Source organism: Cupriavidus sp. FW216-B1, assembly GCF_058789195.1.
This window is the reverse complement of record NZ_JBYTEL010000028.1, coordinates 19,310-42,282: the sequence shown is the minus strand read 5'-3', so window position 1 is coordinate 42,282 and position 22,973 is coordinate 19,310. Positions and strand designations below refer to the sequence as shown.

23 protein-coding genes are annotated in these 22,973 nt (G+C 68.5%); 13 read left to right on the top strand and 10 right to left on the bottom strand.

Features of this window, described 5'->3' with window-relative positions:
• Positions 1-2: 2 nt before the first annotated feature.
• The 3 genes from AC3WXD_RS31955 to creB form a co-directional block, all read right to left on the bottom strand.
• The gene (locus AC3WXD_RS31955; RefSeq protein WP_492325436.1) at positions 3-548 is read right to left on the bottom strand and encodes a metal-dependent hydrolase; all 546 of its coding nucleotides are present in this window, start codon (positions 546-548) and stop codon (positions 3-5) included.
• 132 nt (positions 549-680) lie between these two features.
• Positions 681-2,132, bottom strand: a complete 1,452-nt coding sequence (gene creC / locus AC3WXD_RS31950) for a two-component system sensor histidine kinase CreC (protein ID WP_492325435.1) — start codon at positions 2,130-2,132, stop codon at positions 681-683.
• 29 nt (positions 2,133-2,161) lie between these two features.
• Positions 2,162-2,860 carry a two-component system response regulator CreB gene (creB, locus tag AC3WXD_RS31945; RefSeq protein ID WP_492325434.1) on the bottom strand — a complete coding sequence of 233 codons (699 nt, stop codon included), beginning with the start codon at positions 2,858-2,860 and terminating at the stop codon, positions 2,162-2,164.
• A gap of 336 nt (positions 2,861-3,196) precedes the next feature.
• Here creB and metX point away from each other — a divergent pair, with 336 nt between their 5' ends.
• The 3 genes from metX (at position 3,197) to AC3WXD_RS31930 (ending at position 5,967) form a co-directional block, all read left to right on the top strand.
• Positions 3,197-4,369 (top strand): homoserine O-succinyltransferase MetX, encoded by a 1,173-nt coding sequence (metX, locus tag AC3WXD_RS31940; RefSeq protein WP_029044061.1) that lies wholly within the window; start codon positions 3,197-3,199, stop codon positions 4,367-4,369.
• Positions 4,366-4,977: a methionine biosynthesis protein MetW gene (metW, locus tag AC3WXD_RS31935; RefSeq protein ID WP_020205140.1), complete on the top strand. Its 612-nt coding sequence runs from the start codon at positions 4,366-4,368 to the stop codon at positions 4,975-4,977. The genes metX and metW overlap by 4 nt, the downstream gene beginning before the upstream one ends.
• A 156-nt stretch (positions 4,978-5,133) precedes the next feature.
• On the top strand, positions 5,134-5,967 hold the full coding sequence (locus tag AC3WXD_RS31930; protein WP_059414838.1) for an acyl-CoA thioesterase: 834 nt from the start codon (positions 5,134-5,136) through the stop codon (positions 5,965-5,967).
• 19 nt (positions 5,968-5,986) lie between these two features.
• Here AC3WXD_RS31930 and AC3WXD_RS31925 read toward each other — a convergent pair whose 3' ends face one another.
• Positions 5,987-7,243: a muropeptide transporter gene (locus tag AC3WXD_RS31925; RefSeq protein ID WP_020205138.1), complete on the bottom strand. Its 1,257-nt coding sequence runs from the start codon at positions 7,241-7,243 to the stop codon at positions 5,987-5,989.
• A 207-nt stretch (positions 7,244-7,450) separates the two neighbouring features.
• On the opposite strand from AC3WXD_RS31925, the gene AC3WXD_RS31920 reads away from it, so the two are divergent.
• Both AC3WXD_RS31920 and AC3WXD_RS31915 read left to right on the top strand, forming a co-directional pair.
• Complete coding sequence (locus AC3WXD_RS31920) at positions 7,451-8,386, top strand: M48 family metallopeptidase (protein WP_020205137.1); 936 nt, start codon at positions 7,451-7,453, stop codon at positions 8,384-8,386.
• A 112-nt stretch (positions 8,387-8,498) separates the two neighbouring features.
• Entirely contained in the window at positions 8,499-8,972 is a 474-nt protein-coding gene (locus AC3WXD_RS31915; RefSeq protein WP_231586627.1) for an excinuclease ATPase, read from the top strand.
• A gap of 69 nt (positions 8,973-9,041) precedes the next feature.
• On the opposite strand, the gene argC is transcribed toward AC3WXD_RS31915, so the two are convergent.
• Positions 9,042-9,989 (bottom strand): N-acetyl-gamma-glutamyl-phosphate reductase, encoded by a 948-nt coding sequence (argC, locus tag AC3WXD_RS31910; protein ID WP_029044059.1) that lies wholly within the window; start codon positions 9,987-9,989, stop codon positions 9,042-9,044.
• Positions 9,990-10,167: 178 nt separating this feature from the next.
• On the opposite strand from argC, the gene AC3WXD_RS31905 reads away from it, so the two are divergent.
• Together AC3WXD_RS31905 and AC3WXD_RS31900 are read left to right on the top strand one after the other, a co-directional pair.
• The gene (locus AC3WXD_RS31905) at positions 10,168-10,470 is read left to right on the top strand and encodes a type II toxin-antitoxin system MqsR family toxin (RefSeq protein ID WP_029044058.1); all 303 of its coding nucleotides are present in this window, start codon (positions 10,168-10,170) and stop codon (positions 10,468-10,470) included.
• Positions 10,467-10,868, top strand: coding sequence for a type II toxin-antitoxin system MqsA family antitoxin (locus AC3WXD_RS31900; RefSeq protein WP_020205133.1), 402 nt, complete (start codon positions 10,467-10,469; stop codon positions 10,866-10,868). The genes AC3WXD_RS31905 and AC3WXD_RS31900 overlap by 4 nt, the downstream gene beginning before the upstream one ends.
• A 24-nt stretch (positions 10,869-10,892) precedes the next feature.
• Here the strand turns inward: AC3WXD_RS31900 and AC3WXD_RS31895 are convergent, their stop codons facing one another.
• Positions 10,893-11,669, bottom strand: coding sequence for an exodeoxyribonuclease III (locus AC3WXD_RS31895; RefSeq protein ID WP_020205132.1), 777 nt, complete (start codon positions 11,667-11,669; stop codon positions 10,893-10,895).
• 29 nt (positions 11,670-11,698) lie between these two features.
• Between AC3WXD_RS31895 and pyrE the strand changes: the two genes are divergently transcribed.
• The 4 genes from pyrE (at position 11,699) to AC3WXD_RS31875 (ending at position 15,792) form a co-directional block, all read left to right on the top strand.
• Positions 11,699-12,388, top strand: coding sequence for an orotate phosphoribosyltransferase (gene pyrE / locus AC3WXD_RS31890; RefSeq protein ID WP_020205131.1), 690 nt, complete (start codon positions 11,699-11,701; stop codon positions 12,386-12,388).
• A 179-nt stretch (positions 12,389-12,567) separates the two neighbouring features.
• Entirely contained in the window at positions 12,568-13,308 is a 741-nt protein-coding gene (locus AC3WXD_RS31885; protein WP_492325433.1) for an acetoacetate decarboxylase, read from the top strand.
• A 123-nt stretch (positions 13,309-13,431) separates the two neighbouring features.
• Complete coding sequence (locus AC3WXD_RS31880) at positions 13,432-14,214, top strand: 3-hydroxybutyrate dehydrogenase (protein ID WP_020205129.1); 783 nt, start codon at positions 13,432-13,434, stop codon at positions 14,212-14,214.
• 216 nt (positions 14,215-14,430) lie between these two features.
• Entirely contained in the window at positions 14,431-15,792 is a 1,362-nt protein-coding gene (locus AC3WXD_RS31875; protein WP_020205128.1) for a DUF3734 domain-containing protein, read from the top strand.
• Between the two features lie 857 nt (positions 15,793-16,649).
• Here the strand turns inward: AC3WXD_RS31875 and AC3WXD_RS31870 are convergent.
• From AC3WXD_RS31870 to AC3WXD_RS31855, 4 genes are all read right to left on the bottom strand, one after another.
• Entirely contained in the window at positions 16,650-17,459 is an 810-nt protein-coding gene (locus AC3WXD_RS31870) for a polyphosphate kinase 2 family protein (protein WP_020205929.1), read from the bottom strand.
• A gap of 48 nt (positions 17,460-17,507) precedes the next feature.
• On the bottom strand, positions 17,508-18,374 hold the full coding sequence (gene dapF, locus AC3WXD_RS31865; RefSeq protein WP_020205930.1) for a diaminopimelate epimerase: 867 nt from the start codon (positions 18,372-18,374) through the stop codon (positions 17,508-17,510).
• Between the two features lie 62 nt (positions 18,375-18,436).
• Positions 18,437-19,330 (bottom strand): lipid A biosynthesis lauroyl acyltransferase, encoded by an 894-nt coding sequence (locus AC3WXD_RS31860; protein WP_059414857.1) that lies wholly within the window; start codon positions 19,328-19,330, stop codon positions 18,437-18,439.
• A gap of 5 nt (positions 19,331-19,335) precedes the next feature.
• A complete protein-coding gene (locus AC3WXD_RS31855) occupies positions 19,336-20,202 on the bottom strand; it encodes a lysophospholipid acyltransferase family protein (RefSeq protein ID WP_020205932.1) in 867 nt (288 codons plus the stop codon).
• A gap of 382 nt (positions 20,203-20,584) precedes the next feature.
• Here AC3WXD_RS31855 and metK point away from each other — a divergent pair, with 382 nt between their 5' ends.
• Positions 20,585-21,748 (top strand): methionine adenosyltransferase, encoded by a 1,164-nt coding sequence (gene metK, locus AC3WXD_RS31850; protein WP_020205933.1) that lies wholly within the window; start codon positions 20,585-20,587, stop codon positions 21,746-21,748.
• A 319-nt stretch (positions 21,749-22,067) separates the two neighbouring features.
• Positions 22,068-22,973 carry a Kdo hydroxylase KdoO gene (gene kdoO / locus AC3WXD_RS31845; RefSeq protein WP_059414908.1) on the top strand — a complete coding sequence of 302 codons (906 nt, stop codon included), beginning with the start codon at positions 22,068-22,070 and terminating at the stop codon, positions 22,971-22,973.

Here is a 22,973-nt window from a genome sequence, read left to right as displayed (position 1 = left end):
CCTCACTTGGCCAGCGCGGGACGCCGCGCCAGCCCCGCGCGCTCCAGCCACAGCCGCAGGCCGGCGCCGAGCGTGCCCGCCGCCAGCAGCGGCAGGCCGATCCACAGGCATTCGAGCCGTAGGCGCGCCACGCCGAACAGGCCCGCCGCCGACAGCGGCAATGGCCGCCACGGCAGGTTCACGCGCCGGTCCGTCAGCGGGTAGAACAGCGCCGAGCCGATGCCGCGGTCGGTGAGCAGGTCCAGCAGCGGATGCGACACGGCGCTCGCCGCCACGAACAGGAACGCGATGCCGGGCCGCCAGCCGCGGCGCCGCGCCGCCAGCGCGGCCAGCAGGCCGAGTGCCAGCGCGAAGCCGATCGAGTGCGTCAGGCCCCGGTGGCCCAGCACCGTGTCGTAGTGCACGCCGGCGTACCAGACGGTGAGCATGTCCAGGTCCGGCAGCACGCTGGCCGCCACGCCGGCGGCCAGCAGGCCGGCCGGCACGCGGCGCGGGCCGAGCGCGGCCGCGAGGGCCAGCGGCGGGGCGCAATGGAGATAGGTCGGCATGAGCGGCGGTTTCCTTTGGGCTCGGCAATGAGAATGCCGCCAGTGTGCCGCCGCCGTGTGAGGCGCCGCGGAAGCCTGTGTGAAGCGAATGTGTGGCGAGCCGAATGTGTGGCGAACCGGCCGCCGCCGGCGCTATGCCGACGGCAGCGTCAGCGTGGCGCAGGCCCCGCCCCGCGCGCCGTTGGCCAGCGCGATGGCGCCCTGGTGCAGCGTGGCGATCTCGCGCACGAAGCACAGCCCCAGCCCGGTGCTCTTGTCCTGGCCGCCCGGGCGCGGCAGCGAGTAGAAGCGCTCGAACAGGCGCGGCAGCGCGTAGTCCGGGATGCCCGGCCCCTGGTCGGCCACGCGCACGGCGGTGGTGGCGCCGGCCTGCTCCACCGAGATGTCCACCGCGCTGCCCGCCGGCGCGAAATCGAGCGCGTTTTCCAGCAGGTTGGCCAGCGCCTGGCGCAGCAGGAACGGGTCGCCTTCCACGGCCGGGTCCGGCTGCGCGGGTGGCAGCAGGCGCAGCGACAGTTCGCGCTGGCGCGCGCGCGGCTCCAGCTCCTGCAGCAGTTGCCCGATCAGCGGCAGCAGCGCCACGCGCTCGCGTGTCTCCAGGCGCTGGCGCTGCTCCAGCGCGGCCAGCGCCAGCAGCTTGCGGATCATCTGTTCCAGGCGCTGCGCCTGGCGGCCGATGTTGGCGGCGAAGCGGCCGCGGTCCGCCGCCGGCATGTCCTCCTGCAGCAGCTCGGCCGCGCCGCCGATGGCCGCCAGCGGGCTTTTCATCTCGTGCGTGAGAGTGTGGATGTAGTGCTCGACGTACTGCTTGTCCTCCAGCCGCGCGCGCATGCCCTGCACCGCGCGGCCCAGCTCGGCCAGCTCGCTGGCGCCGCGTAGCGGCATCTCGGCGCGCTCGCCGGCCGCCACCGCGCGCGCGTAGCGCTGCAGGCGGCGCAGGCCGTGCACCAGCCACAGCGTGCAGGCCAGGCCGATGGCGAAGGCGCCGCCCATCAGCAGCAGGCCGTTGAGCAGGATCTTGCGCTGGCTGCGCGCGATGAACGGCGCCATCGTCACGTTGGGCTTGGCCACGGTCAGCACGCCGATGATCCGGCCGCCGTCGCGGATCGGCGCGGCCACGTGCATGACGGTGCTGGCGTCGTCGTCCGGGTCGGCGCGCGTGCTGCGCGCGCCGTACTGGCCGCGCAGGGTGCGGTAGACGTCGTTCCAGCGCGAGTAGTCGGCGCCTGTCGCGCTTGTCGCGCTTGTCCCGGCGTCGCCGGAGTCGAAGCGCACGATGCCGCGCTCGTCGGTGACGTAGATGCGGTAGCCGACCGCGTCCTTGTGCATGCCCCACACGTTGGCGTCGACCTTGTCCTCGCGCAGCCGCGCCAGGCGCCGCGCGAAGGCGCCGTCGGCGATATGCCCGCTCTTGAGGTCGTCGGCGGCCAGCACCGCGAGCACGTGGGCAGTGTCGACCAGCGTGTCCTCCATCGCCTGCCGCACGCCCGGCTTGACCTCCTGCACGAACACGCGCAGCGTGAGGAAGGCCGCCAGCCCGACGATCAGGAAGAAGCCGAAGAAGATGCGAAGGCCGATGTGCATGCGTGGGCGCGAAGGAAGAGAGAGCGGGATCAGGCCGCGAGCGAATAGCCCATGCCGCGGTGCGTGCGGATCGGGTCGCAGGCGGGATCGAGCGCGCGCAGCTTGGCGCGCACGGTCTTGACGTGGGTGTCGACGGTGCGGTCGATGGTATCGGCGGCATCGTGCCAGACCAGCGCCATCAGCTGCGCGCGCGAGTAGATGCGCCCCGGGTGCCGCAGCAGCAGCGACAGCAGCAAGTATTCGTAGCGGGTCAGGTCCAGCCACCGGCCGCACCAGGCCACGCGCGCGCCGTCGGCATCGAGCGTGAATCCCTGCGCGGCGGCGGCGGCTGGCGGCGCTGGCGGCGGTGTAGCGCGCGTGCCGGCGCGGCGCAGGATCACGCGCACGCGCGCGGCCAGCTCGCGCGGCGAGAACGGCTTGACCACGTAGTCGTCGGCGCCGATCTCCAGGCCCACGATGCGGTCGATCTCTTCATGGCGCGCGGTCAGGAAGATCACCGGCACGTCGGAGAACGTGCGCAGCGTGCGGCAGACCTCGAAGCCGTTGATGTCCGGCAGGCCCACGTCGAGAATCACCAGGTCGGGCACCTGCGCGCGCAGCCGCGCCAGCGCCGCACCGCCGAGCGCGCAATGCGCCACCGACATGCCGTCGGTGGACAGCGCGTAGAGGATGGTGTCCGCGATCGCGGCTTCGTCTTCGATGACCAGGATGCTGGGCGGGTTCGTCAAGGCAAGGCTCGCTGGCAGTAGGGACAACGGCGCGGGGCAGGCGGCGCCGGCGCCGTTTGCTCTATAATAAGCGCGTCGCGCCGATTTGATGACTGGCTTGCGGGCGCGCGGCAGCCACGGTTCCCTTGTCGGGATGTCGCGGCGGCCAATATAAATGCGGCTAAAGAGGTTGGGCCGGTACCCTGCCACGCAAGGCACCGGCAAGCGGCGACAAGGCCCGCGCAAAACCCGATTGGCTGCGCCACCGTTCGTGCAAATGCAAACCGCAACCGCACGCGACGGCCATGCAAATGCCGGTCGGGTTTTTTTACGCCCGTCTCCCGGCGGGCCCACTTCATGACAGACGTAGCTACGCCTCCTGCCACGCTGGCACCGCCGGCCGATTCGGTCGGCATCGTCACGCCGCGGCGCATGCATTTCCCCGAGCCGCTGAAGCTGCGCAACGGCACCTCGATCGCCGACTACGACCTGATGGTCGAGACCTACGGCACGCTCAACGCCGCGCGCTCCAACGCCGTGCTGGTGTGCCACGCGCTCAACGCCTCGCACCATGTGGCGGGCGTGTCGGCGCACGATCCGCACGACGTGGGCTGGTGGGACAACATGGTCGGCCCCGGCAAGCCGCTCGACACCAACCGCTTCTTCGTCATCGGCGTGAACAACCTCGGCTCGTGCTTCGGCTCGACCGGCCCGATGAGCCCCAACCCGGCCACCGGCAAGCCCTACGGCGCGATGTTCCCGGTGGTGACGGTGGAAGACTGGGTCAACGCGCAGGCGCGCGTGGCCGACCAGTTCGGCATCGCGCAGTTCGCCGCGGTAATGGGCGGCAGCCTCGGCGGCATGCAGGCGCTGGCGTGGAGCCTGATGTACCCGGACCGGCTGCGCCACTGCATCGTGGTGGCCTCCACGCCCAAGCTGTCGGCGCAGAACATCGCCTTCAACGAGGTGGCGCGTAGCGCCATCCTGTCGGACCCGGACTTCCACGGCGGCAACTACTACGCGCACAACGTCAAGCCCAAGCGCGGCCTGCGCGTGGCGCGCATGATCGGCCATATCACCTACCTGTCCGACGAGGACATGGCCGAGAAATTTGGCCGCGAGCTCAAGACCGACGACATCCGCTTCTCGTTCGACGTCGAGTTCCAGGTGGAGAGCTACCTGCGCTACCAGGGCGACAAGTTCGCCGAGTATTTCGACGCCAACACCTACCTGCTGATCACGCGCGCGCTGGACTACTTCGATCCCGCGCTGGCCTTCGGCGGCGACCTCACGCGCGCGGTGGCGCAGACCCGCGCCAGCTTCCTGGTGGCCAGCTTCACCACCGACTGGCGCTTCGCGCCGAACCGCAGCCGCGAGCTGGTCAAGGCGCTGCTCGACAACAAGCGCCCGGTCAGCTACGCCGAGATCGACGCGCCGCACGGCCACGACGCCTTCCTGCTGGACGACGCGCGCTACCACAACCTGATGCGCGCCTACTACCAGCGCATCGCCGAGGAGATTGGCGCATGAACGCCGCTGCCAACCCCAACATCCTGGCGCTGCGCCCCGACTTCCGCGCCATCGCGCGCTGGATCGAGCCCGATTCCACCGTGCTGGACCTCGGCTGCGGCGACGGCAGCCTGCTGCGCGTGCTGCAGGACGAGCTCGACGTGCAGGCCTACGGCATCGAGATCCAGGACGAAGGCGTGCTGGCGTGCGCGCAGAAGGGCGTGCACGTGATCCAGCAGAACCTGGAAGGCGGACTGGCGCTGTTCGAGGACAAGAGCTTCGATACGGTGATCCTGTCGCAGACGCTGCAGACCATCCACAACACCGCGCAGGTCCTGCGCGAGACGCTGCGCGTGGGGCGCGAATGCATCGTGTCGTTTCCCAACTTCGGCTACTGGCCGCACCGGCTGTCGGTGTTCCGCGGCCGCATGCCGGTGTCGGAGGCGCTGCCCTACCAGTGGTACAACACGCCCAACGTGCGCGTGCTGACCATCAGCGACTTCGAGGCGCTCGCGCCCAAGGTCGGGCTGCGCGTGCTGGACCGCGTGGTGATGCACGAAGGCGTGACGGTCAACTGGGGGCGGAACTGGCGCGGCAGCCTGGCGGTGTACCGGGTGTGTGCCGCCTGAGGGCGGCGCGACGGTAGCGCGAAGGTAGTGTGACGGCAGCCTGAGCGGGCGCGTCCGGCCCTGGCGGCGCGCGCCGGCAGCGCGCGGCGCTTTGGCGTATTATCGAACGACCGTACTTTTTTCGGCATCGATTCAAACATAATACGCAGAGACATCATGACCGCCACCCAAGCCGCCAGCCAGCCCGTCCACTCGTTCGACCACGCGATCGCGCTGGAGCACGCGGGCGGCAATCTCTTCCACGGCCGCACCACGCCGGAGTACTGGAACATGATCGGGCCGTTCGGCGGCATCACCGCGGCCACGCTGCTGCAGGCCGCGCTCCGGCATCCGGCCCGGCTCGGCGACCCGTCCGCGCTGACCGTCAACTTCGCCGGCCCGATCGTGGCAGGGCCGTTCGTGATCGAGGCGCGCCCGGTGCGTACCAACCGCAACACCCAGCACTGGTCGATCGAGCTGCGCCAGGGCGACGAGGTGGCCACCACCGCCACCGCCTTCTTCGCCGTGCGCCGCGAGACGTGGAACTGCGCCGAGGCGGCATTCCCGCAGGTGCCGCCCGCGCAGGCCGTGCCGCCGATGGCGGGCTTCGCGCCGGTGCGCTGGCTCGACGCCTACGAGCTGCGCCCGGTGCGCGGCGCCAAGCCGAGCGCCGAGCCCGGCACCGAGCATCCCGACAGCCTCACGCAGTTCTGGCTGCGCGACGCGCCGGCGCGCACGCCGGACTTCGCCGCGATGGCGGCGTGGTGCGACACCTTCTACCCGCGCATCTTCCTCAAGCGCGCCGGCTTCGTGCCGGCCGGCACGGTGTCGCTGACCACGTATTTCCATGCCGACGCCGCCACGCTGGCCGCGCTCGGCGACAGCCACGTGCTGGGCAGCGCCCAGGCGCAGGTGTTCCGCCAGGGCTTCTTCGACCAGGGCGCGCAGATCTGGAGCCCGCAGGGCGAATTGCTCGCCACCTCGCACCAGATCGTCTACTACAAGCAGTAAGGCCGGCGGCCCCGCCGTGTCAGGCGGCGGCGCGCGCGCTGGCCTCGTAGCGGTGCACGGTGTTGCGCATCGCCCAGAGCAGCGCCACGCCCGGCAGCGCCACCACCACCGTGCTGAGGTAGAACGCCGGCCAGCCGAATGCCTCCACCAGGTAGCCCGAGCTGGGCCCCACGTAGACGCGCCCGACCGAGGCCAGCGCCGACAGCAGCGCGTACTGCGTGGCCGAGAACGAGCGGTTGCACAGCGTCATCAGCAGCGCCACGAAGGCGGCCGTGCCCATGCCGCCGCACAGGTTCTCCACGAAGATGGTGGCGCCCATGCTCCACAGGTGCGGCGGCGTCACCGCCAGCAGCCAGTAGCCGAGGTTGGACACCGCCTGCAGCATGCCGAACAGCATCAGCGAGCGGTACAGCCCCAGGCGCACCATCAGCGTGCCGCCGAACAGCGCGCCCACGATGGTGGCGGCCAGCCCGAGCGTCTTGTTGACCAGCCCGACCTCGCCGGCGGAAAAACCCACGCCGCGGATCAGGAAGGTGGTCGACAGGCTGCCGGCGAAGGCGTCGCCGAGCTTGTACAGCACGATCAGCAGCAGCAGCCACCACGCGCCCGGGCGCGAGAAGAAGTCGCGCAGCGGGCCGAGGATCGCCTCCTCGATGGAGCGCGGCATGCGCGCCGGCGATTCCGCCTCGGGCGCCCACGACAGCGAGAAGATGCCGATGCCCATCAGGCCGGCCATCAGGATGTACATCTGCTGCCAGCCCATCACGCGGTCGGCCAGCCACAGCGCCAGCCCGCCCGAGACCAGCATCGCCAGCCGGTAGCCCAGCACCTTGACCGCCGCGCCCACGCCGCGCTCGGGCGCGCGCAGCACGTCGGTGCTGTAGGCGTCGAACACGATGTCCTGCGAGGCCGACAGGAAGGCCACCAGCGTGGCCAGCGCCGCCAGCGCCCACAATGCCTCGCGCGGCGGGCAGAAGGCCATGCCGGCGATGCCCAGCACCAGCCCGAGCTGCGTGACCAGCAGCCAGCCGCGGCGCCGGCCCAGCAGCGGCGGCGTGTAGCGGTCCATCAGCGGCGCCCACAGGAACTTGAAGATGTAGGCCTGGCCCACCAGCGAGAAGAAGCCGATGGTCTTGATGTCGAGGCCCTCCACCGTCATCCAGGCCTGCAGGGTCCCGGAGGTGAGCGCCAGCGGCAGCCCGGAGGCGAAGCCCAGCGTCAGCATGGCGCCGATGCGGCGGTTGCGGAAAATGTCGAGATAGTCTTGGAAGGTCATGAATCGGCGGCGATGGGCCAGGCGGGGCGCCGTGTATTATTGCATTACGCTGCGGCCGGGCCGGCAGGTGCCGGGCGCTTTCGCGGCGCGACCGCGCCGCCTGTTGCAAACCAGCCTGCAAACCACGTCCGGCAAACCGCTTCCGGGGAATCCTCCATGTCCGATTGCCAGCATTGTCAGAACCGCCCCCGCCAGGCCGGGCTGGCGATGCCGCGGCAGTTCGCCGCGCTGGCGCTGGCGGCTTCGGCCGCGTTCGGCGCGCCGGCGGCCCTGGCCCAGGACGCCGAGCCGGACGACGGCATCCGCGTGCAGCGCGGCGGCGCGCCGGTGCGGCTGATCGTGCCGGTCGAGGTGATCGAGCAGCAGGCCGCGCAGGAATACGAGCAGATCAAGACCGAGGCGCAGTCCAAGCGCACGCTGGCGCCGGACGGCAACCCGCAGCTGATCCGCCTGCGCGCCATCGCCAGGCGCCTGCTGCCGCAGACCACGCGCTGGAACGAACGCGCGCGGCAGTGGAAGTGGGAGGTCAACCTGATCAACTCCAGGCAGGTCAATGCCTTCTGCATGCCGGGCGGCAAGATCGCCTTCTACTCCGGCCTGCTCGACCAGCTCAAGCTCACCGACGACGAAGTCGCCGAGGTGATGGGGCACGAGATCGCCCACGCGCTGCAGGAGCACGCGCGCGAGCGCGCCGCCAAGTCCGAGATCACCAACCTCGGCGCCAACGTGATCTCGCAACTGTTCGGCTTCGGCAACCTCGGCAACATGGCGATCGGCACCAGCGCGCAACTGCTCACGCTGCGTTTCTCGCGCGCCGACGAGACCGAGGCCGACCTGGTCGGCATGGACATCGCCGCGCGCGCCGGCTTCGACCCGCGCGCCGCGATCTCGCTGTGGCAGAAGATGGGCATGGTGTCGAAGGCGCCGGCGCAGCAGGGCTCCGAGTTCCTGTCCACCCATCCCTCCGGCCGCACCCGCATCGCCGAGCTGGAAAAGCATCTGCCCGAGGTGCTGCCGCTGTACGCGCGCGCGATCGAGTCGAGCATGGCGAAGCTGCCCGAGTACCGAGCCAACATGGCCAACCTGGGCGGCGCCCCCGAGGACAGCGGCGACGACGATCGCCAGAAGCCGCTGAAAAAGTAGGGCGGCAAGGGCCTCCGCCGCGCGGCGCATCGCATAGGATGAAGATGTGCGCGGCCCGCGGCGCGGCGCCGTGCCGCCTTTTCTCGTGATGTCACGGAGCAAGGAGCGGGATATGAAACGATGGATGCGGATCAGCCTGATGGCCGGCGCGCTGCTGGCCGGCGCCAGCGCGCAGGCGGCCGACCAGTTGCTCAACCAGCCGATCGACAAGGCGCTGGCCTCGGCCGAGGCCAAGTCGCGCGTGGATCCGTCGATCAGGCTGCTGTTCGGTTTCAACCGGCTGCCCGACGCGCAGGGCGGCCAGACCTACAAGACCGTCAAGCGCATCCGCCGGCCGGTGGACAACAGCGGCGCCACCGGCGCCGCGCCGCCGCCCGGAGACGAGGAACTGTGCGCCACCACCTTCGTGCAGGCCGTGCAGGAGCTGCAGCAGCGCGCCATGAAGGAAGGCGGCAACGCGGTGGTCGACATCCGCAGCAACTGGAAGAACGACGAGACCGCCAGCGACAGCACCTATGTCTGCGCCAAGGGTGCCGCGTATATCGGCGTGGCGCTCAAGGGCGTGGTGGTCCGCACGGGCAGTTGAGTCCGAGCCATGAAAAAGCCGGCTGAGGCCGGCTTTTTTCATCTACCCCGGACAACCGGACGGCGCCACTCAGGCGCGCAGCCCGGTCGCCTCGTCCGCGCCCACATGCACGTTCATGCATTGCACGGCGGCGCCGGCGGCGCCCTTGCCCAGGTTGTCCAGGCGCGCCATCAGCACGATGCGTTCGGCCGAGCCGAACACGAACAGGTCGACGCGGTTGGTATCGTTGCTGGCCTGCACGTCGAAGAAGCCGCCGTCGAGGTTGGCTTCGTCGCCCACCGGCATCACGCGCACGAACTGCTCGCCTTCGTAGTGCTTGCGGTAGATGTCGGCGATCTGCTCCGGCGTGACCTTGCGCGCGAGGCGGTCCGGGTACACCGGCACCGTCACGGCCAGGCCCTTGAGGAAGTTGCCGACGATCGGGCTGAAGATCGGCGCGTGCGCCAGGCCGGTCTGCACGCGCATCTCCGGCAGGTGCTTGTGCGCCAGGCCCAGCGAATAGGGACGCGGGCTGTTCAGCTTCGGATTACCGCCGGCTTCGAACTCCGCGATCATCTGCTTGCCGCCGCCGCTGTAGCCGGTCAGCGAGAACGCCGAGACCGGGTAGTCGGCCTGCATCACGCCGGCTTCCACCAGCGGGCGCACCGCCAGCACGAAGGCGCTGGCGTGGCAGCCCGGCACCGCGATGCGCTTGCTCGCGCGGACCTTCTCGCGCTGGCCGCGCGTGAGTTCCGGCAGGCCGTAGGCCCAGTTGTCTGCGGTGCGGAACGCCGTGCTGGCGTCGATCACGCAGGTATCCGGATTGGTCACGAGCGACACGGCTTCGCGCGAGGCCACGTCGGGCAGGCACAGGAAAGCGACGTCCGCGGCATTCAGGAATCGTGCTCGCTCGGCCGGGTCCTTGCGCTTGTCATCGGCGATACGCAGCAGTTCCACATCGGAACGGCCGGACAGATAGTCGAGCAACCGGAGGCCGGTAGTGCCTTCCTGACCATCTACGAACACTTTGAAAACCATGGCGGACTCACTCGGAAATACGAAGGTTCCCATGCCGGAATCGGACGGGAACCAGCATTGTAACTAGGTTGGGATGACGCTGCGGTGTCGATGCGGGCCTTGATGGGCTTTGATGGGCCTTGATGCGGCGGCGCAGCGCGAATCCCTTGATCCCGATAACCTAGTAGGTTAAATTCGCATGGAGAAACATAGGCCGCATTGCCGGCTGTCCGTGGTCAGGACGCTGATCGAGGCGGACCAGGTGCGCCTGACGGCCTCTGCCGCGCGTCATGGCCGCCTGCTCGGGTTCGACCGGGACGGAATCGTTGCCGTGGTTGCTGCGCTGACGCCGGCGGACTTCTACAAGAGCATGACGACCTACGCGAATCACACGGTATGGCAGGACGTCTACCGGCCAGTCACCGCGGCGGGCGCGCTCTATCTGAAACTGACCGTGACCGATGCGGTGCTGGTCGTGTCATTCAAGGAGTGGGAATCATGATCTGTCCGGAATGCGGCGCCGCGGAACTGGTGCACGACACGCGCGACGTGCCCTACACGTACAAGGGCGAAACCACGCTCATCCCGGCCGTCTCCGGCGATTTCTGCCCGGCATGCGGCGAAATCGTGCTCGACCGGGGGCAGGAGGACCGCTACGGCGAAGCGGTGGTGGCATTCAACAAGCAGGTCAACGCCGCCATCGTCGATCCCGAATTCATCGCCGGCGTGCGCAAGCGCCTCGCGCTGGACCAGCGCGAGGCCGCCGAGATCTTCGGCGGCGGCGTCAACGCGTTCTCGCGCTACGAGACCGGCCGGACCCGGCCGCCGCTGGCGCTGGTGAAGCTGCTCAAGCTGCTCGAGCGCCATCCGGAACTGCTGGAAGAAGTGCGCGCCGCGTAGGCGCCGCGCGGAGCCGCCTGTTTCTTACAGCGGGAAATCGTAGTCGATCGACAGCGGCGCGTGATCGCTGAACTTCTCGTCCTTGTAGATCGAGGTGGCGCTGGCCGTGTCGGCGATCTTCGGCGTGGCGAGGTGGTAGTCGATGCGCCAGCCCACGTTCTTCGCGTAGGCCTGGCCGCGGTTGCTCCACCACGTGTACTGCTCGGGCCGCGGGTCGAGCTTGCGGAACACGTCCACGTAGCCGTGCACGTCGAACAGTTCCCCGATCCAGCTGCGCTCCTCCGGCAGGAAGCCCGAGTTCTTCAGGTTGCCCTTCCAGTTCTTGATGTCGATTTCCTTGTGGGCGATGTTGACGTCGCCGCACAGCACGATCTCGCGCCCGCTGGCCTTGAGCTGCAGCAGGTGGGGCAGGAAGGCTGCCATGAAGCGGAACTTGGCGAGCTGGCGTTCCTCGCCGCTGGAGCCGGACGGCACGTAGACCGAGATCACGGCCAGGTGCGGATACTGCACCTCCACGTAGCGCCCTTCACTGTCGAACTCGGCGCAGCCGAAGCCCGTGACCACGCGCTCCGGCTTGTGGCGGGTATAGAGGCCGACGCCGCTGTAGCCTTTTTTCTCCGCGTAGTGGAAGTAGCCGTGGTAGCCGTGCGGCGCGAGGAACGCTTCGGTCATGTCGGCGGACTGGGCCTTGAGCTCCTGGACGCAGACCATGTCGGCGTCCTGCTTGCCCATCCATTCGAAAAAGCCTTTCTTGGCCGCGGAGCGGATGCCGTTGAGGTTGGCGCTGATAATCCGTAACATCTCGGGAAATTTGAAATCAGAGAGAAAAGATGACGCAGCAGACGACGCCGCAGCCCGGCGCTGGCGACCTCAGCCAGACTTTCATCCGTTTTGCGCTGGACGCCGGCGTGCTGTCCTTCGGCGAATTCGTGACCAAGGCAGGGCGCAAGTCGCCGTACTTCTTCAACGCGGGCCTGTTCAACCAGGGTGCGATGCTGGGCCAGGTGGCGCAATTCTATGCGAAAACCCTGCTGGCCTCGGGCGTGGACTTCGACGTGCTGTTCGGGCCGGCCTACAAGGGCATCACGCTGGCCTCGGCCACCGCGGTGGCGCTGTCCGGCCTCGGGCGTGACGTGGGCTTCGCCTACAACCGCAAGGAAGCCAAGGACCACGGCGAGGGCGGCACGCTGGTCGGCGCCAAGCTCAAGGGCAAGGTGGTGATCGTCGACGACGTGATCTCGGCCGGCACCTCGGTGCGCGAATCGATGCAGATGATCCGCGCGGCCGGCGCCGAGCCCGCCGCGGTGCTGATCGCGCTCGACCGCATGGAGAAAAGCGGCACCGCCGAGCAGGTCGGCACCCATTCCGCAGTGCAGGATGTACAGCGCGAATATGGCGTGCCCGTCATCTCGATCGCCAGCCTCAAGGACCTGCTCGCCTACCTGGACGCCTCCCGCGATCCCGCGCTGAGCGCCTCGCGCGAGGCCGTGGCTGCCTATCGCCAGCGCTACGGCGTATAGTCTGGGATCTGTTGCCCGCTGCATTGCAAAGCTTTGTCGCAATGCAGCAGATGACGGGAACCGCGCGGAAAATTCGCCGGTCTGACTGATCTCGCCGGCCGGCCGGGACCGCCCGCCGCCAGCGATTCGCCTTGCCGCCCGGCAAGGCGGCGCAGCATCTCTTCAGGAGGTTAGCTGGCATGGACATCAAGACGATCCGCGAGCAGGCATTCGCCATGCCGCTTACCAGTCCGGCCTATCCGATGGGCCCGTACCGCTTCATCCATCGGGAATTCTTCATCATCACCTACCGCACCGATCCCGCGCTGCTGCGCGCGGTGGTGCCGGAACCGCTGGAGATCGCCGACGCGGTGGTCAACTACGAGTTCATCCGCATGCCGGACTCCACCGGCTTCGGCGACTACACCGAATCGGGCCAGGTGATTCCCGTCACCTACCAGGGCAAGCCCGCCACCTACACCCACGCCATGTACCTCGACGACCATCCGCCGCTGGCGGGCGGGCGCGAGCTGTGGGGCTTCCCGAAGAAACTCGCCAGCCCCAGGCTGGAGGTCCACACCGACACCCTGGTCGGCACGCTCGACTACGGCCCGGTGCGCGTGGCCACCGGCACGATGGGCTACAAGCACCGCGAGCTCGACAAGGACGCGCTCGGCCTGTCGCTCTCCACCACGCCGAACTACCTGCTCAAGGTCATTCCGCACGTGGACGGCAGGCCGCGCATCTGCGAGCTGGTGTGCTACTTCCTCAAGGACGTGGAGATGAAGGGCGCCTGGACCGGCCCGGCCGCGCTGTCGCTGTCGCCGCACGCGCTGGCGCCGGTGTCCGCGCTGCCGGTGCTGGAGGTGCTCGGCGCGAAGCATTTCGTGGCCGACCTCACGCTCGGCCTGGGCGAGGTGGTGTTCGATTACCTGGCCTGAGCGGCCCGCCCGCCGGCCTTTCGTCTTTCGTTCCTTTCATTTTCTTTCGCTCTTTCCGATCTTCCGCGCACCGCGGGCCTCGCCCGCCGCGCCCAACCCGCATCAATCACACGAGGTGTCTTCATGAAGCTCCAGGGAAAAACCGCCATCGTCACCGGCGCCGCCAGCGGCATCGGCAAAGCCATCGCCGACCTGCTGGCCAAGGAGGGCGCGGCGGTCGCCATCGCCGACCTGAATCTCGAGGCCGCGCAGAAAGCCGCCGCCGACATCGAGGCCGCCGGCGGGCGCGCCATCGCCGTGGCGATGGACGTGACCAACGAGGATGCCGTCAACAACGCCACCGACGAGGTCGCCAGGGTCTTCGGCCATATCGACATCCTGGTCTCGAACGCCGGCATCCAGATCGTCAACCCGATCCAGAACTACGCGTTCTCCGACTGGAAGAAGATGCAGGCCATCCACGTGGACGGCGCCTTCCTGACCACCAAGGCCGCGCTCAAGTACATGTACCAGGACAAGCGCGGCGGCACCGTGATCTACATGGGCTCGGTCCATTCGCACGAAGCCTCGCCGCTGAAATCCGCCTACGTCGCCGCCAAGCACGCGCTGCTTGGGCTGGCGCGCGTGCTGGCCAAGGAAGGCGCGGAATACAACGTGCGCTCGCACGTGATCTGCCCGGGCTTCGTGCGCACGCCGCTGGTGGACAAGCAGATCCCCGAGCAGGCCAAGGAACTGGGCATCAGCGAGGAAGAAGTGATCCGCCGCGTGATGCTGGGCGGCACCGTCGACGGCGTCTTCACCACCGTGGACGACGTGGCCCAGACCGCGCTGTTCCTGTGCGCGTTCCCGTCGGCGGCGCTGACCGGGCAATCGTTCATCGTCAGCCACGGCTGGTACATGCAGTAGGAAGTCGTCTCAAGAAGATCCTGGCGTCGTTGCGGGGCACGGCAAGTACCAGTCGTACTGTCTGCGGCCCCGCGCCTAGCCAGGACCGCTTCGCTTCATTTTGAAACAACTTCCAGGGGCAGCCGGGCGACGCGGTGCCGCGCCGCCGGCAGCCTGAAGGACGAACCAGAGCAAGGAGAGGCCGTGGCAGTAGGACGTCGGCAGAAAGCGGATCAGATGGCAGCGAAGGTCGGGAAAAACGGCGCGCCCGGAGAATCCGGCGCGCCCGGCGCGGCGGCGGCCGTGGTGGCCGATCCCGCGGCGCCCGCGGTGAAGCGCGCGGCAAAGGCGAAGGCGCCCAAGGCGCCGGAGCCCAACTACCTGCCGCCCGGCGGCTGCGCGCCGCCCGATCTCGCGCCCCAGGGCGCCGGGCAGAAACGCCCGGTGCACCACGAATACACGGTGCGCGCGCTGGTGCTGCAAGGCGGCGGCGCGCTCGGCTCCTACCAGGCCGGCGTGTACCAGGGCCTGGCCGAGGCCGGCGTGCAGCCCAACTGGGTGGCGGGCATCTCGATCGGCGCGCTCAACGCTGCGGTCATTGCCGGCAACGCGCCCGAGCGCCGCGTCGAGCAGTTGCGCGCGTTCTGGGAATACATCTGCCGCCAGCCCTGGCTGCCCAGCCTGCTGCCCTACGAGGCGATCGCCGAGAGCGCCGTGCACTGGCCCGATCCGGTGCGCGTCTTCTTCGACGGCATCGAAGCCGCCCGCGCCGTGCTCGAAGGCCAGCGCGGCTTCTTCCAGCCGCGCCTGTGGCCCACGCTGTTCGAGCACCAGGGCGGACCGGGCACCGCCAGCTACTACGACACCTCGCCGCTGAAGTCCACGCTCGAGCGCTTCGCCGATTTCGACCGCATCAACCACCAACACAACGAGATGCGCGTCTCGGTGGGCGCGGTCAACGTGCGCACCGGCAACTTCGCCTATTTCGACAACACCCGCCGCAAGCTGTCCGCCGAGCATTTCATGGCCTCGGGCGCCCTGCCGCCGGGCTTTCCCGCGGTGGAGATCGACGGCGAGTTCTACTGGGACGGCGGCCTCGTGTCCAACACGCCGCTGTCCGAGGTGCTGACCGCCCAGCCCCGCCGCGACGCGCTGATCTTCCAGGTCGACCTGTGGAGCGCGCGCGGCAAGCTGCCGCACAACCTGCTGGACGTGGCCGAGCGCCAGAAGGACATCCAGTACTCCAGCCGCACCCGCACCATCACCGACTACATGGGCGAGCAGCAGAACTACCGCCGCATGCTCAGCGAAGTGATGGCACTGGTGCCGCAGGCGCAGCGCGACAGCGACTGGTACCGCAAGGCAGCCGAATACGCTTGCGACGCGCGGCGCAACGTGATCCAGCTCATCTACCGCGACAAGACCTTCGAAGGCAATGCCAAGGATTACCAGTTCGGTCTGCTGACCATGAACGAGCACTGGACCAGCGGGCTGGACGACATCCGCGAGACGCTCAAGCATCCGGAATGGCTGGCGATGCCGACGCACGAGCGGCCGTTCGTCACGCATGATATTCATCGGGGGAATGGGGGGGCGTGATTGGTTTTTTGGTTTCCTTGTTCTGGCTGTTGTGGGCTTTGAGGCTCGGGCGGTTGTTGGTGCTTGAACCCAAAGGCCGTATGACATCCCCGCTGCGCGGGGCTGCCAGTCACTTTCTTTTGTCTGAAAAGAAAGTAACCAAAGAAAGCAGACCCCTTGCAGGGGGGCTGGGCGCTCAGACTTTATGGCTGGTGCGGGATTCGTGGTGCGGTCTGTGGCTTCGATGAGGCTGCTGACGCTACCGGTTTGCTCGCCTGCGGCGTCGCAAACGAAATTGGATTCGTGGTGGCGCTGCATGATGGCGTCGGCCCAGGCCTTTCAGGCTGCTGCCGCGACCGGGGCGGATGCCCACGGCATAGGGACGGTGCTGGTTTCGTGGTGGGCACGGTGGCCCCAATGCAAGGGTACCCATTGACACCCGCGCCCCGGTCCACCACGCCCACCACGAAACCATGAGGGTGCTATGTCGGGGTGGCCAAAACCGGTAACGGCAGATGGCCGAACAAGCAGTGCACTCGCCATCATAGGTCTGACCACGAAACCAACACCGCCAGCAAAGTCGTGGCCGCCCGCACCGGTAACGGCAGGATACAAACAGAACCACCGCCCCCACCACGAAACCACCAACAACCAGAAACCCCAACGTTTCTGCCCCTGCCGGCCAGGCAGTCCGCTTTCTTGGCCTACTTTCTTTTCGGACAAAAGAAAGTAGGTCGCTCCGGAGGAGCGAAAGCCTTTGACTTTGAAGTTGACGTTCAGTAGTTGACTTTAAGCCTTTGATTTTAAGCCTTTGACTTTGAAGCTAAAGCCTCTGACTTTAAAGTTAAGCCTTTAGACTTTTAAAGACCTTCAAAAAATCAAACCACCTTCAATTTCCCTAACCCCGGATCCCCTGCCGGATAAGCCGGCTTCAACCTCGAAAAAACATCAAACACAATCTCCGCGACCATCAGGTTCCGATGCGTCTTGGAATTCGCCGGCACGATGTACCAGGGCGCTTCCGGCGTGCTGGTCGCGGCGATCGCCGCCTCGTAGGCGGTCATGTAGCTCTTCCAGTACTGCCGTTCCTCCAGGTCCCGCGGATCGAACTTCCAGTGTTTCTGCGGATCGGCCAGCCGTGACTCCAGGCGGGCTTTCTGCTCGTCCTTGGTAATGTGCAGGAAGCACTTGACGATGGTCGTGCCGGTTTCCATCAGCAGCGTCTCGAACGCGCGCAATTGCTTGTAGCGCCGCTCGCATTCGTCTTCGTCAATCCACTCGTGCACGCGCGTGATCAGCACGTCTTCGTAGTGGCTGCGGTTGAACACCACGATCTCGCCGGCGCGCGGGACCTGCGCGTGGATGCGCCACAGGTAGTCGTGCGCGAGCTCTTCGGCGGTGGGGGACTTGAAGCTGACCACGCGGATGCCCAGCGGGTCGAAGCTGCGGAACACGCCGCGCACGGTGCCGTCCTTGCCGGCGGTGTCCATGCCCTGCAGCACGATCAGCAGCTTGCGCCGGTGCTCGGCGTAGAAGACGTCCTGCTGCAGGTCGAGCTCGGTGCTCAGCTCGGAGATGCGCGCCAGGTCGGCGGCCTTGTCGCCGCTGGACAGCGGCTTGGCGCCTGGGTCGAAGTCGGCCAGGCGGAAGTTCTTGCCGGAGGTGATGCGGAAGTCGGCGAGGGGCATTGGCACTCCATCGGGGGCGCGGCCCGGGCGGGCCGCAATCCCCTATGGTCAGGCAGGCAGCCGCTCCAGGTCAATGCTGCCCTCGAACACGGTGGTGGCCGGGCCGGTCATGCGCACCGGCTCGCCTTCGCCGTCCCAGGCGATGGTGAGGTCGCCGCCGTGGGTGTGGACCACCACCGGCGAGTCCAGCAGGCCGCGGCGGATGCCGGCCACCACCGCCGCGCAGGCGCCCGTGCCGCAGGCCAGCGTCTCGCCGGCGCCGCGCTCGAACACGCGCAGGCGCACGGTGTGGCGCGCCAGCACCTGCATGAAACCGGCGTTGACGCGGTTGGGGAAGCTCGGGTGATGCTCGATGACGGGGCCGTCCTGCAGCACCGGGAAGGCCTCGGTGTCGTCCACCACCTGCACCGCGTGCGGGTTGCCCATCGACACGGCGGAGATCCACGCCGTGCGGCCGTTGACCTCGAGGCCGTACAGCGTGTCGCGGCCTTCGCCGCGCGTGGGCAGGCCCTCGGCGCGGAACGGCACGCGCGCCGGCTCGAGCTCGGGCGCGCCCATGTCGACCGTGACCTGGCCGTCGTCCTGCAGCGTCAGCGTGATCACGCCGTTCATGACCTGCACGCGCACCGAGCGCTTGTCGGTCAGGCCGCGCTCGGTGACGAAGCGCACGAAGCAGCGCGCGCCGTTGCCGCAGTGCTCCACCTCGCCGCCGTCGGCGTTGAAGATGCGGTAGCGGAAATCGACGTCGTCGCGGGTGGGCTTCTCGACCACCAGGATCTGGTCGGCGCCCACGCCGAAATGCCGGCTGGCGAGCGCGCGCCACTGCGCGGGCGTCAGGTTCAGGGTCTGGTGGATGCCGTCGAGCACGACGAAGTCGTTGCCGGCGCCGTGCATCTTGGTGAACTGGAGTCTCATGGTGCGATTGTATGCCTGGCCGGGCGCGCGTGCATGGCGCGCCGCGGGCCGTGTCGGTAGTGTCAGTAGATCTCGGGCTCGCCCGGCGGGCGGTGCTTGAAGCGCTTGTGCACCCAGTAATACTCGGCGATGCGCGGGCGGATGCAGTCCTCGAAGAAGGCGTTCATGCGCCGCGTGTCGTCGGTCACGCTGTCGCCAGGATAGTCTTCCCAGGCCGGCAGGATGTGCAGCACGTAGCCCTGGTAGCCGGGCAGCATCTCGGTGTAGATCGGCACCACCCTGGCGCCGGTCAGCCGCGCCAGGCGCGACACCGAGGTCAGCGTCAGCGCCTGCACGCCGAAGAACGGCACGAACTCGGAGTCGCGCTCGCCGAAGTCCATGTCGGCGATCAGCTGCAGCGCCTCGCCCTTGCGCAGGCAGCGGATGATGTCGCGCGCGCTGTCGTTGCGGGCGATCATGTTGGCGCCGAAGCGCCCGCGCGCGTGCTTGAGGAAGCCGTCGAACAGGTCGTTCTTCTGCTTGGTGTAGAGCGAGGCGCCCGAGCGCCCCACGTGGTCGCGCAGGTGGATGGTCAGGCGGATCGCGCCGGCCTCCACGCCCGACAGGTGCAGCGTGACCAGGATGTGCGGCTTGCCGTCGAGCGCCACCAGGTCGGCGTGGTCCTCGATGCGGACCCAGCGGCGCATCTGCTTCTCGCTGCCGGTCCAGAAGATGCCGCGCTCGGCGAAGCTGCGGAACACGGTGCGGAAGGTCTGGCGCGACAGCGCCTCGATCTCGGCCTCGCTGCGCTCGGGGAAGCTCAGGCGCAGGTTGGTCTGCACCACGCCGCGGCGGCTGCTCGGAAACAGGTAGAGCAGGCTGCCCAGCGCTTCGCCGAAGCGCGCCACCAGCGGATAGGGCAGCTTGCCCAGCACGGTCAGCAGGGCAATGCCCAGCCAGGTAAAGATACGGCTCATCTGTTCTAGTTGGGAAGCGGCGCCGGTGCGGGAGGAGCCTCGGCGCCGCGCGGTTGCTTGTATCGGTTGTAGCCCCACAGGTACTGCGTGGGCGCCGCCTCGACCAGGGCCTCGATGGCCTGGTTGAGCACGGCGGCGGCGGCGGCCGGGTCGGCCGGCAGCGGTTCCTCGATCACCTGCATGTGACCGCGGAAGCCGGCGCCGCGCGGCAGGCGCTCGGCGAAGATCGCCGCGATCGGCGAGCCGGTGTGCTGCTGCAGGCGCTGCACCAGCGTCATGGTGTAGGCCGGCTTGCCGAAGAACGGCGCCCACGCGCCTTCGCCGCCGGGCGGCACCTGGTCGGGCAGGATGCCGACCGCCTCGCCGCGCTTGAGCGCCTTGAGCAGCATGCGCACGCCGCGCGGCTCGGCCGGCGCCATCGCCAGGTTATGGCGCGTGCGCATCTTGAGGATCCAGGCGCGCAGCCACGGCTGGTGCGGCGGCTTGTAGAGCGCGGTGACCGGATGCCGCAGCGCGAACGCCTGCGGCAGCACCTCGAAGCAGCCCAGGTGCGGCACCAGGATGATGAGCCCGCGTTCCTGCGCCATCAGCCGGTCCAGCTCCGGCCACAGCGGGCCGGCAAAGCCGTACATGCGCCCGGGCGGGTTGCGGCGGCACCAGAAATACGGCATTTCCAGGATCATGCGGCCGGTCGCGCGCGCGGCCTCGGCCAGCGTGGCGGCGTCCGCGCGCGGATAGGCCTGGCGCAGGTGGGCGGTCAGCCGGGTGCCGTAGCGTCCCGGCAGGCGCGCCGCCAGCAGGCCCAGCGCACCGCCGGCGGCGTGCAGCCACGACAGCGGCAGGCGGGAAATCAGCCAGAACAAAAAGGTCATCGGATCGCGCTCAGCGGCATCGTGGCCGGGTAAGGGATTAAGGTTTTTGCCCGGTGGCGCCGATATTGGGGCAATCGAAACGAGGCGGGCGGCGTGTTCCGGGCCCGTCTTCGCACCTGCACGGTCCGCGCGGCCGGCGTGGCCGGGGACCCGGCCGCATCCGCCGGCAATGGCCGCGACGGCGCCGCGCGCAGGCAACCCCGATGGCTGTGGGGCCTGCTGCACAGCGGCCGGCAGGCGCGTATAATAGCGCGTATCGCCGAGTTAACTGACAACTTGCGGGGCGATACCGTTCTACCGGAACGGCTTGAAAATACCGCTAAAGCGTCGCCGCCCGGGCTGAACAGGTTGGCGCGCAATAGCCAACCTGGAGAAAAAGTTCGTGGCAAACGACTTCCTGTTCACTTCGGAATCCGTCTCCGAAGGCCATCCCGATAAGGTCGCTGACCAGATTTCCGACGCAGTCCTGGACGCCATCCTGTCCCAGGACAAGTACGCGCGCGTGGCGGCCGAGACGCTTTGCAACACCGGGCTGGTGGTCCTCGCCGGGGAAATCACCACGACCGCCAACGTCGACTACATTCAGGTCGCACGCGACACCATCAAGCGCATCGGCTACGACAACACCGACTACGGCATCGACTACAAGGGCTGCGCCGTGCTGGTGGCCTACGACAAGCAGTCGCCCGACATCGCCCAGGGCGTGGACCGCGCCTCCGACGACTACCTGAACCAGGGCGCCGGCGACCAGGGCCTGATGTTCGGCTACGCCTGCGACGAGACGCCGGAACTGATGCCGTTCCCGATCTACTATTCGCACCGCCTGGTCGAGCGCCAGTCGCAACTGCGCCGCGACGGCCGCCTGCCCTGGCTGCGCCCGGACGCCAAGTCGCAGGTGACCGTGCGCTACGTCGACGGCCGCCCGCACAGCGTGGACACCGTGGTGCTGTCGACCCAGCACGCGCCGGACATCAGCCAGGCGCAGATCCGCGAAGCCGTGATCGAGGAAATCATCAAGCCGGTGCTGCCGGCCGCGATGCTCAAGGACACCAAGTACCTGGTCAACCCGACCGGCCGCTTCGTCATCGGCGGCCCGCAGGGCGACTGCGGCCTGACCGGCCGCAAGATCATCGTCGACACCTACGGCGGCGCCTCGCCGCACGGCGGCGGCGCGTTCTCGGGCAAGGACCCGTCCAAGGTCGACCGCTCGGCCGCCTACGCCGCGCGCTACGTCGCCAAGAACGTGGTCGCCGCCGGCCTGGCGCGCCAGTGCCAGGTGCAGGTCAGCTACGCCATCGGCGTGGCCCGCCCGATCAACGTGACCGTGTACACGGAAGGCACCGGCAAGATCTCCGACGAGGCCATCGCCGCGCTGGTGCAGGAGCATTTCGACCTGCGCCCGAAGGGTATCGTGCAGATGCTGGACCTGCTGCGCCCGATCTACGAGAAGACCGCCGCCTACGGCCACTTCGGCCGCGAAGAGCCGGAATTCTCGTGGGAAGCCACCGACAAGGCCGCCGCGCTGCGCGCCGCCGCCGGCCTGTAAGGCTCGCCCCCGCCGCGCAGAACGCCGCCTCCGGGCGGCGTTTTTCATGGGCGGAGCCTTTGTCGAAGATCAAGCCCGGCCTGGGCCCCGCTGGCGCGCCGGGCGCGCGAGGGTAGAATCGCGGGATCGCGTGGCGGCCCGGCAAGTGGCTGCCGCGCCATCTCGCACAAGCCTGCCGAACGCCGCTGAACACCGCCGAGAGCCGCCGGAATCCGCTGGATTTCCGCCGGACGGGGCTGCGGCCCGCATACCGAGGACGCCCATGTCACAAGACACGACCCATTCGACGCCGGCGCCGGCCGCAGCCGGCCAGGCCGCCATGCCCGGCGCGGATGGCCCCGCCTTCAACCTGATCCGTCCCCAGCCCTACGCCGACTGGGCGCCGCAGGTCGACGCCGCCACCGCGGCCGGGCTGCGCCAGCAGCTCGAGCAGGGCGCGGTGCTGTATTTCCCGAACCTGCATTTCCGCTTCGAGCCGGGCGAGGAACGCTTTCTCGACAGCCGCTGGTCGGACGGCAAGTCCAAGAACATCAACCTGCGCGCCAGCGACCACGCCGTGCGTGGCGCCCAGGGCGGCGAGCAGGACCTCAAGGACCTCTACCGCCTGATCCGCCGCTATGCCGAGTCCAGCGAAAAGCTGGTGCTGAGCCTGTTCCCCGAGTACGGCCCGCACCTCGTGCGCGCCGGCACCTCGCTGCGCCCGAGCGAGATCGCCGGCCGCCCGGTGAGCTGGCGCAAGGACGACACCCGCCTGCACGTGGATGCCTTCCCGTCCAACCCGCTGCTGGGCCAGCGCCTGCTGCGCGTGTTCCACAACATCGACCCGCAGGCGCCGCGCGTGTGGCGCGTGGGCGAGCCGTTCGGCGACTTCGCCCGCCGCTTCGTGCCGCAGACCAAGGGCATGTGGCCGGGCCAGGCGCGCCTGATGGAATTGCTGCACATCACCAAGCGCCGCCGCTCGGAATACGACCACCGCATGCTGCAACTGCACGACCTGGCCAAGGCCGACCTGGCCTACCAGGCCAATGTGCCGCAGCAGGAATTCCAGTTCCCGCCGGGCGCCACCTGGATGGTGTTCAGCGACCAGGTGCTGCACGCCGCCATGCGCGGGCGCGCCATGATGGAGCAGACCTATTACCTGTCGCCCAAGGCCATCGGCGACCACACGCACTCGCCGGAGGCGGTGCTGTCGCGCATGCTCGGCCGGCCGATGCTGGCTTCGTAA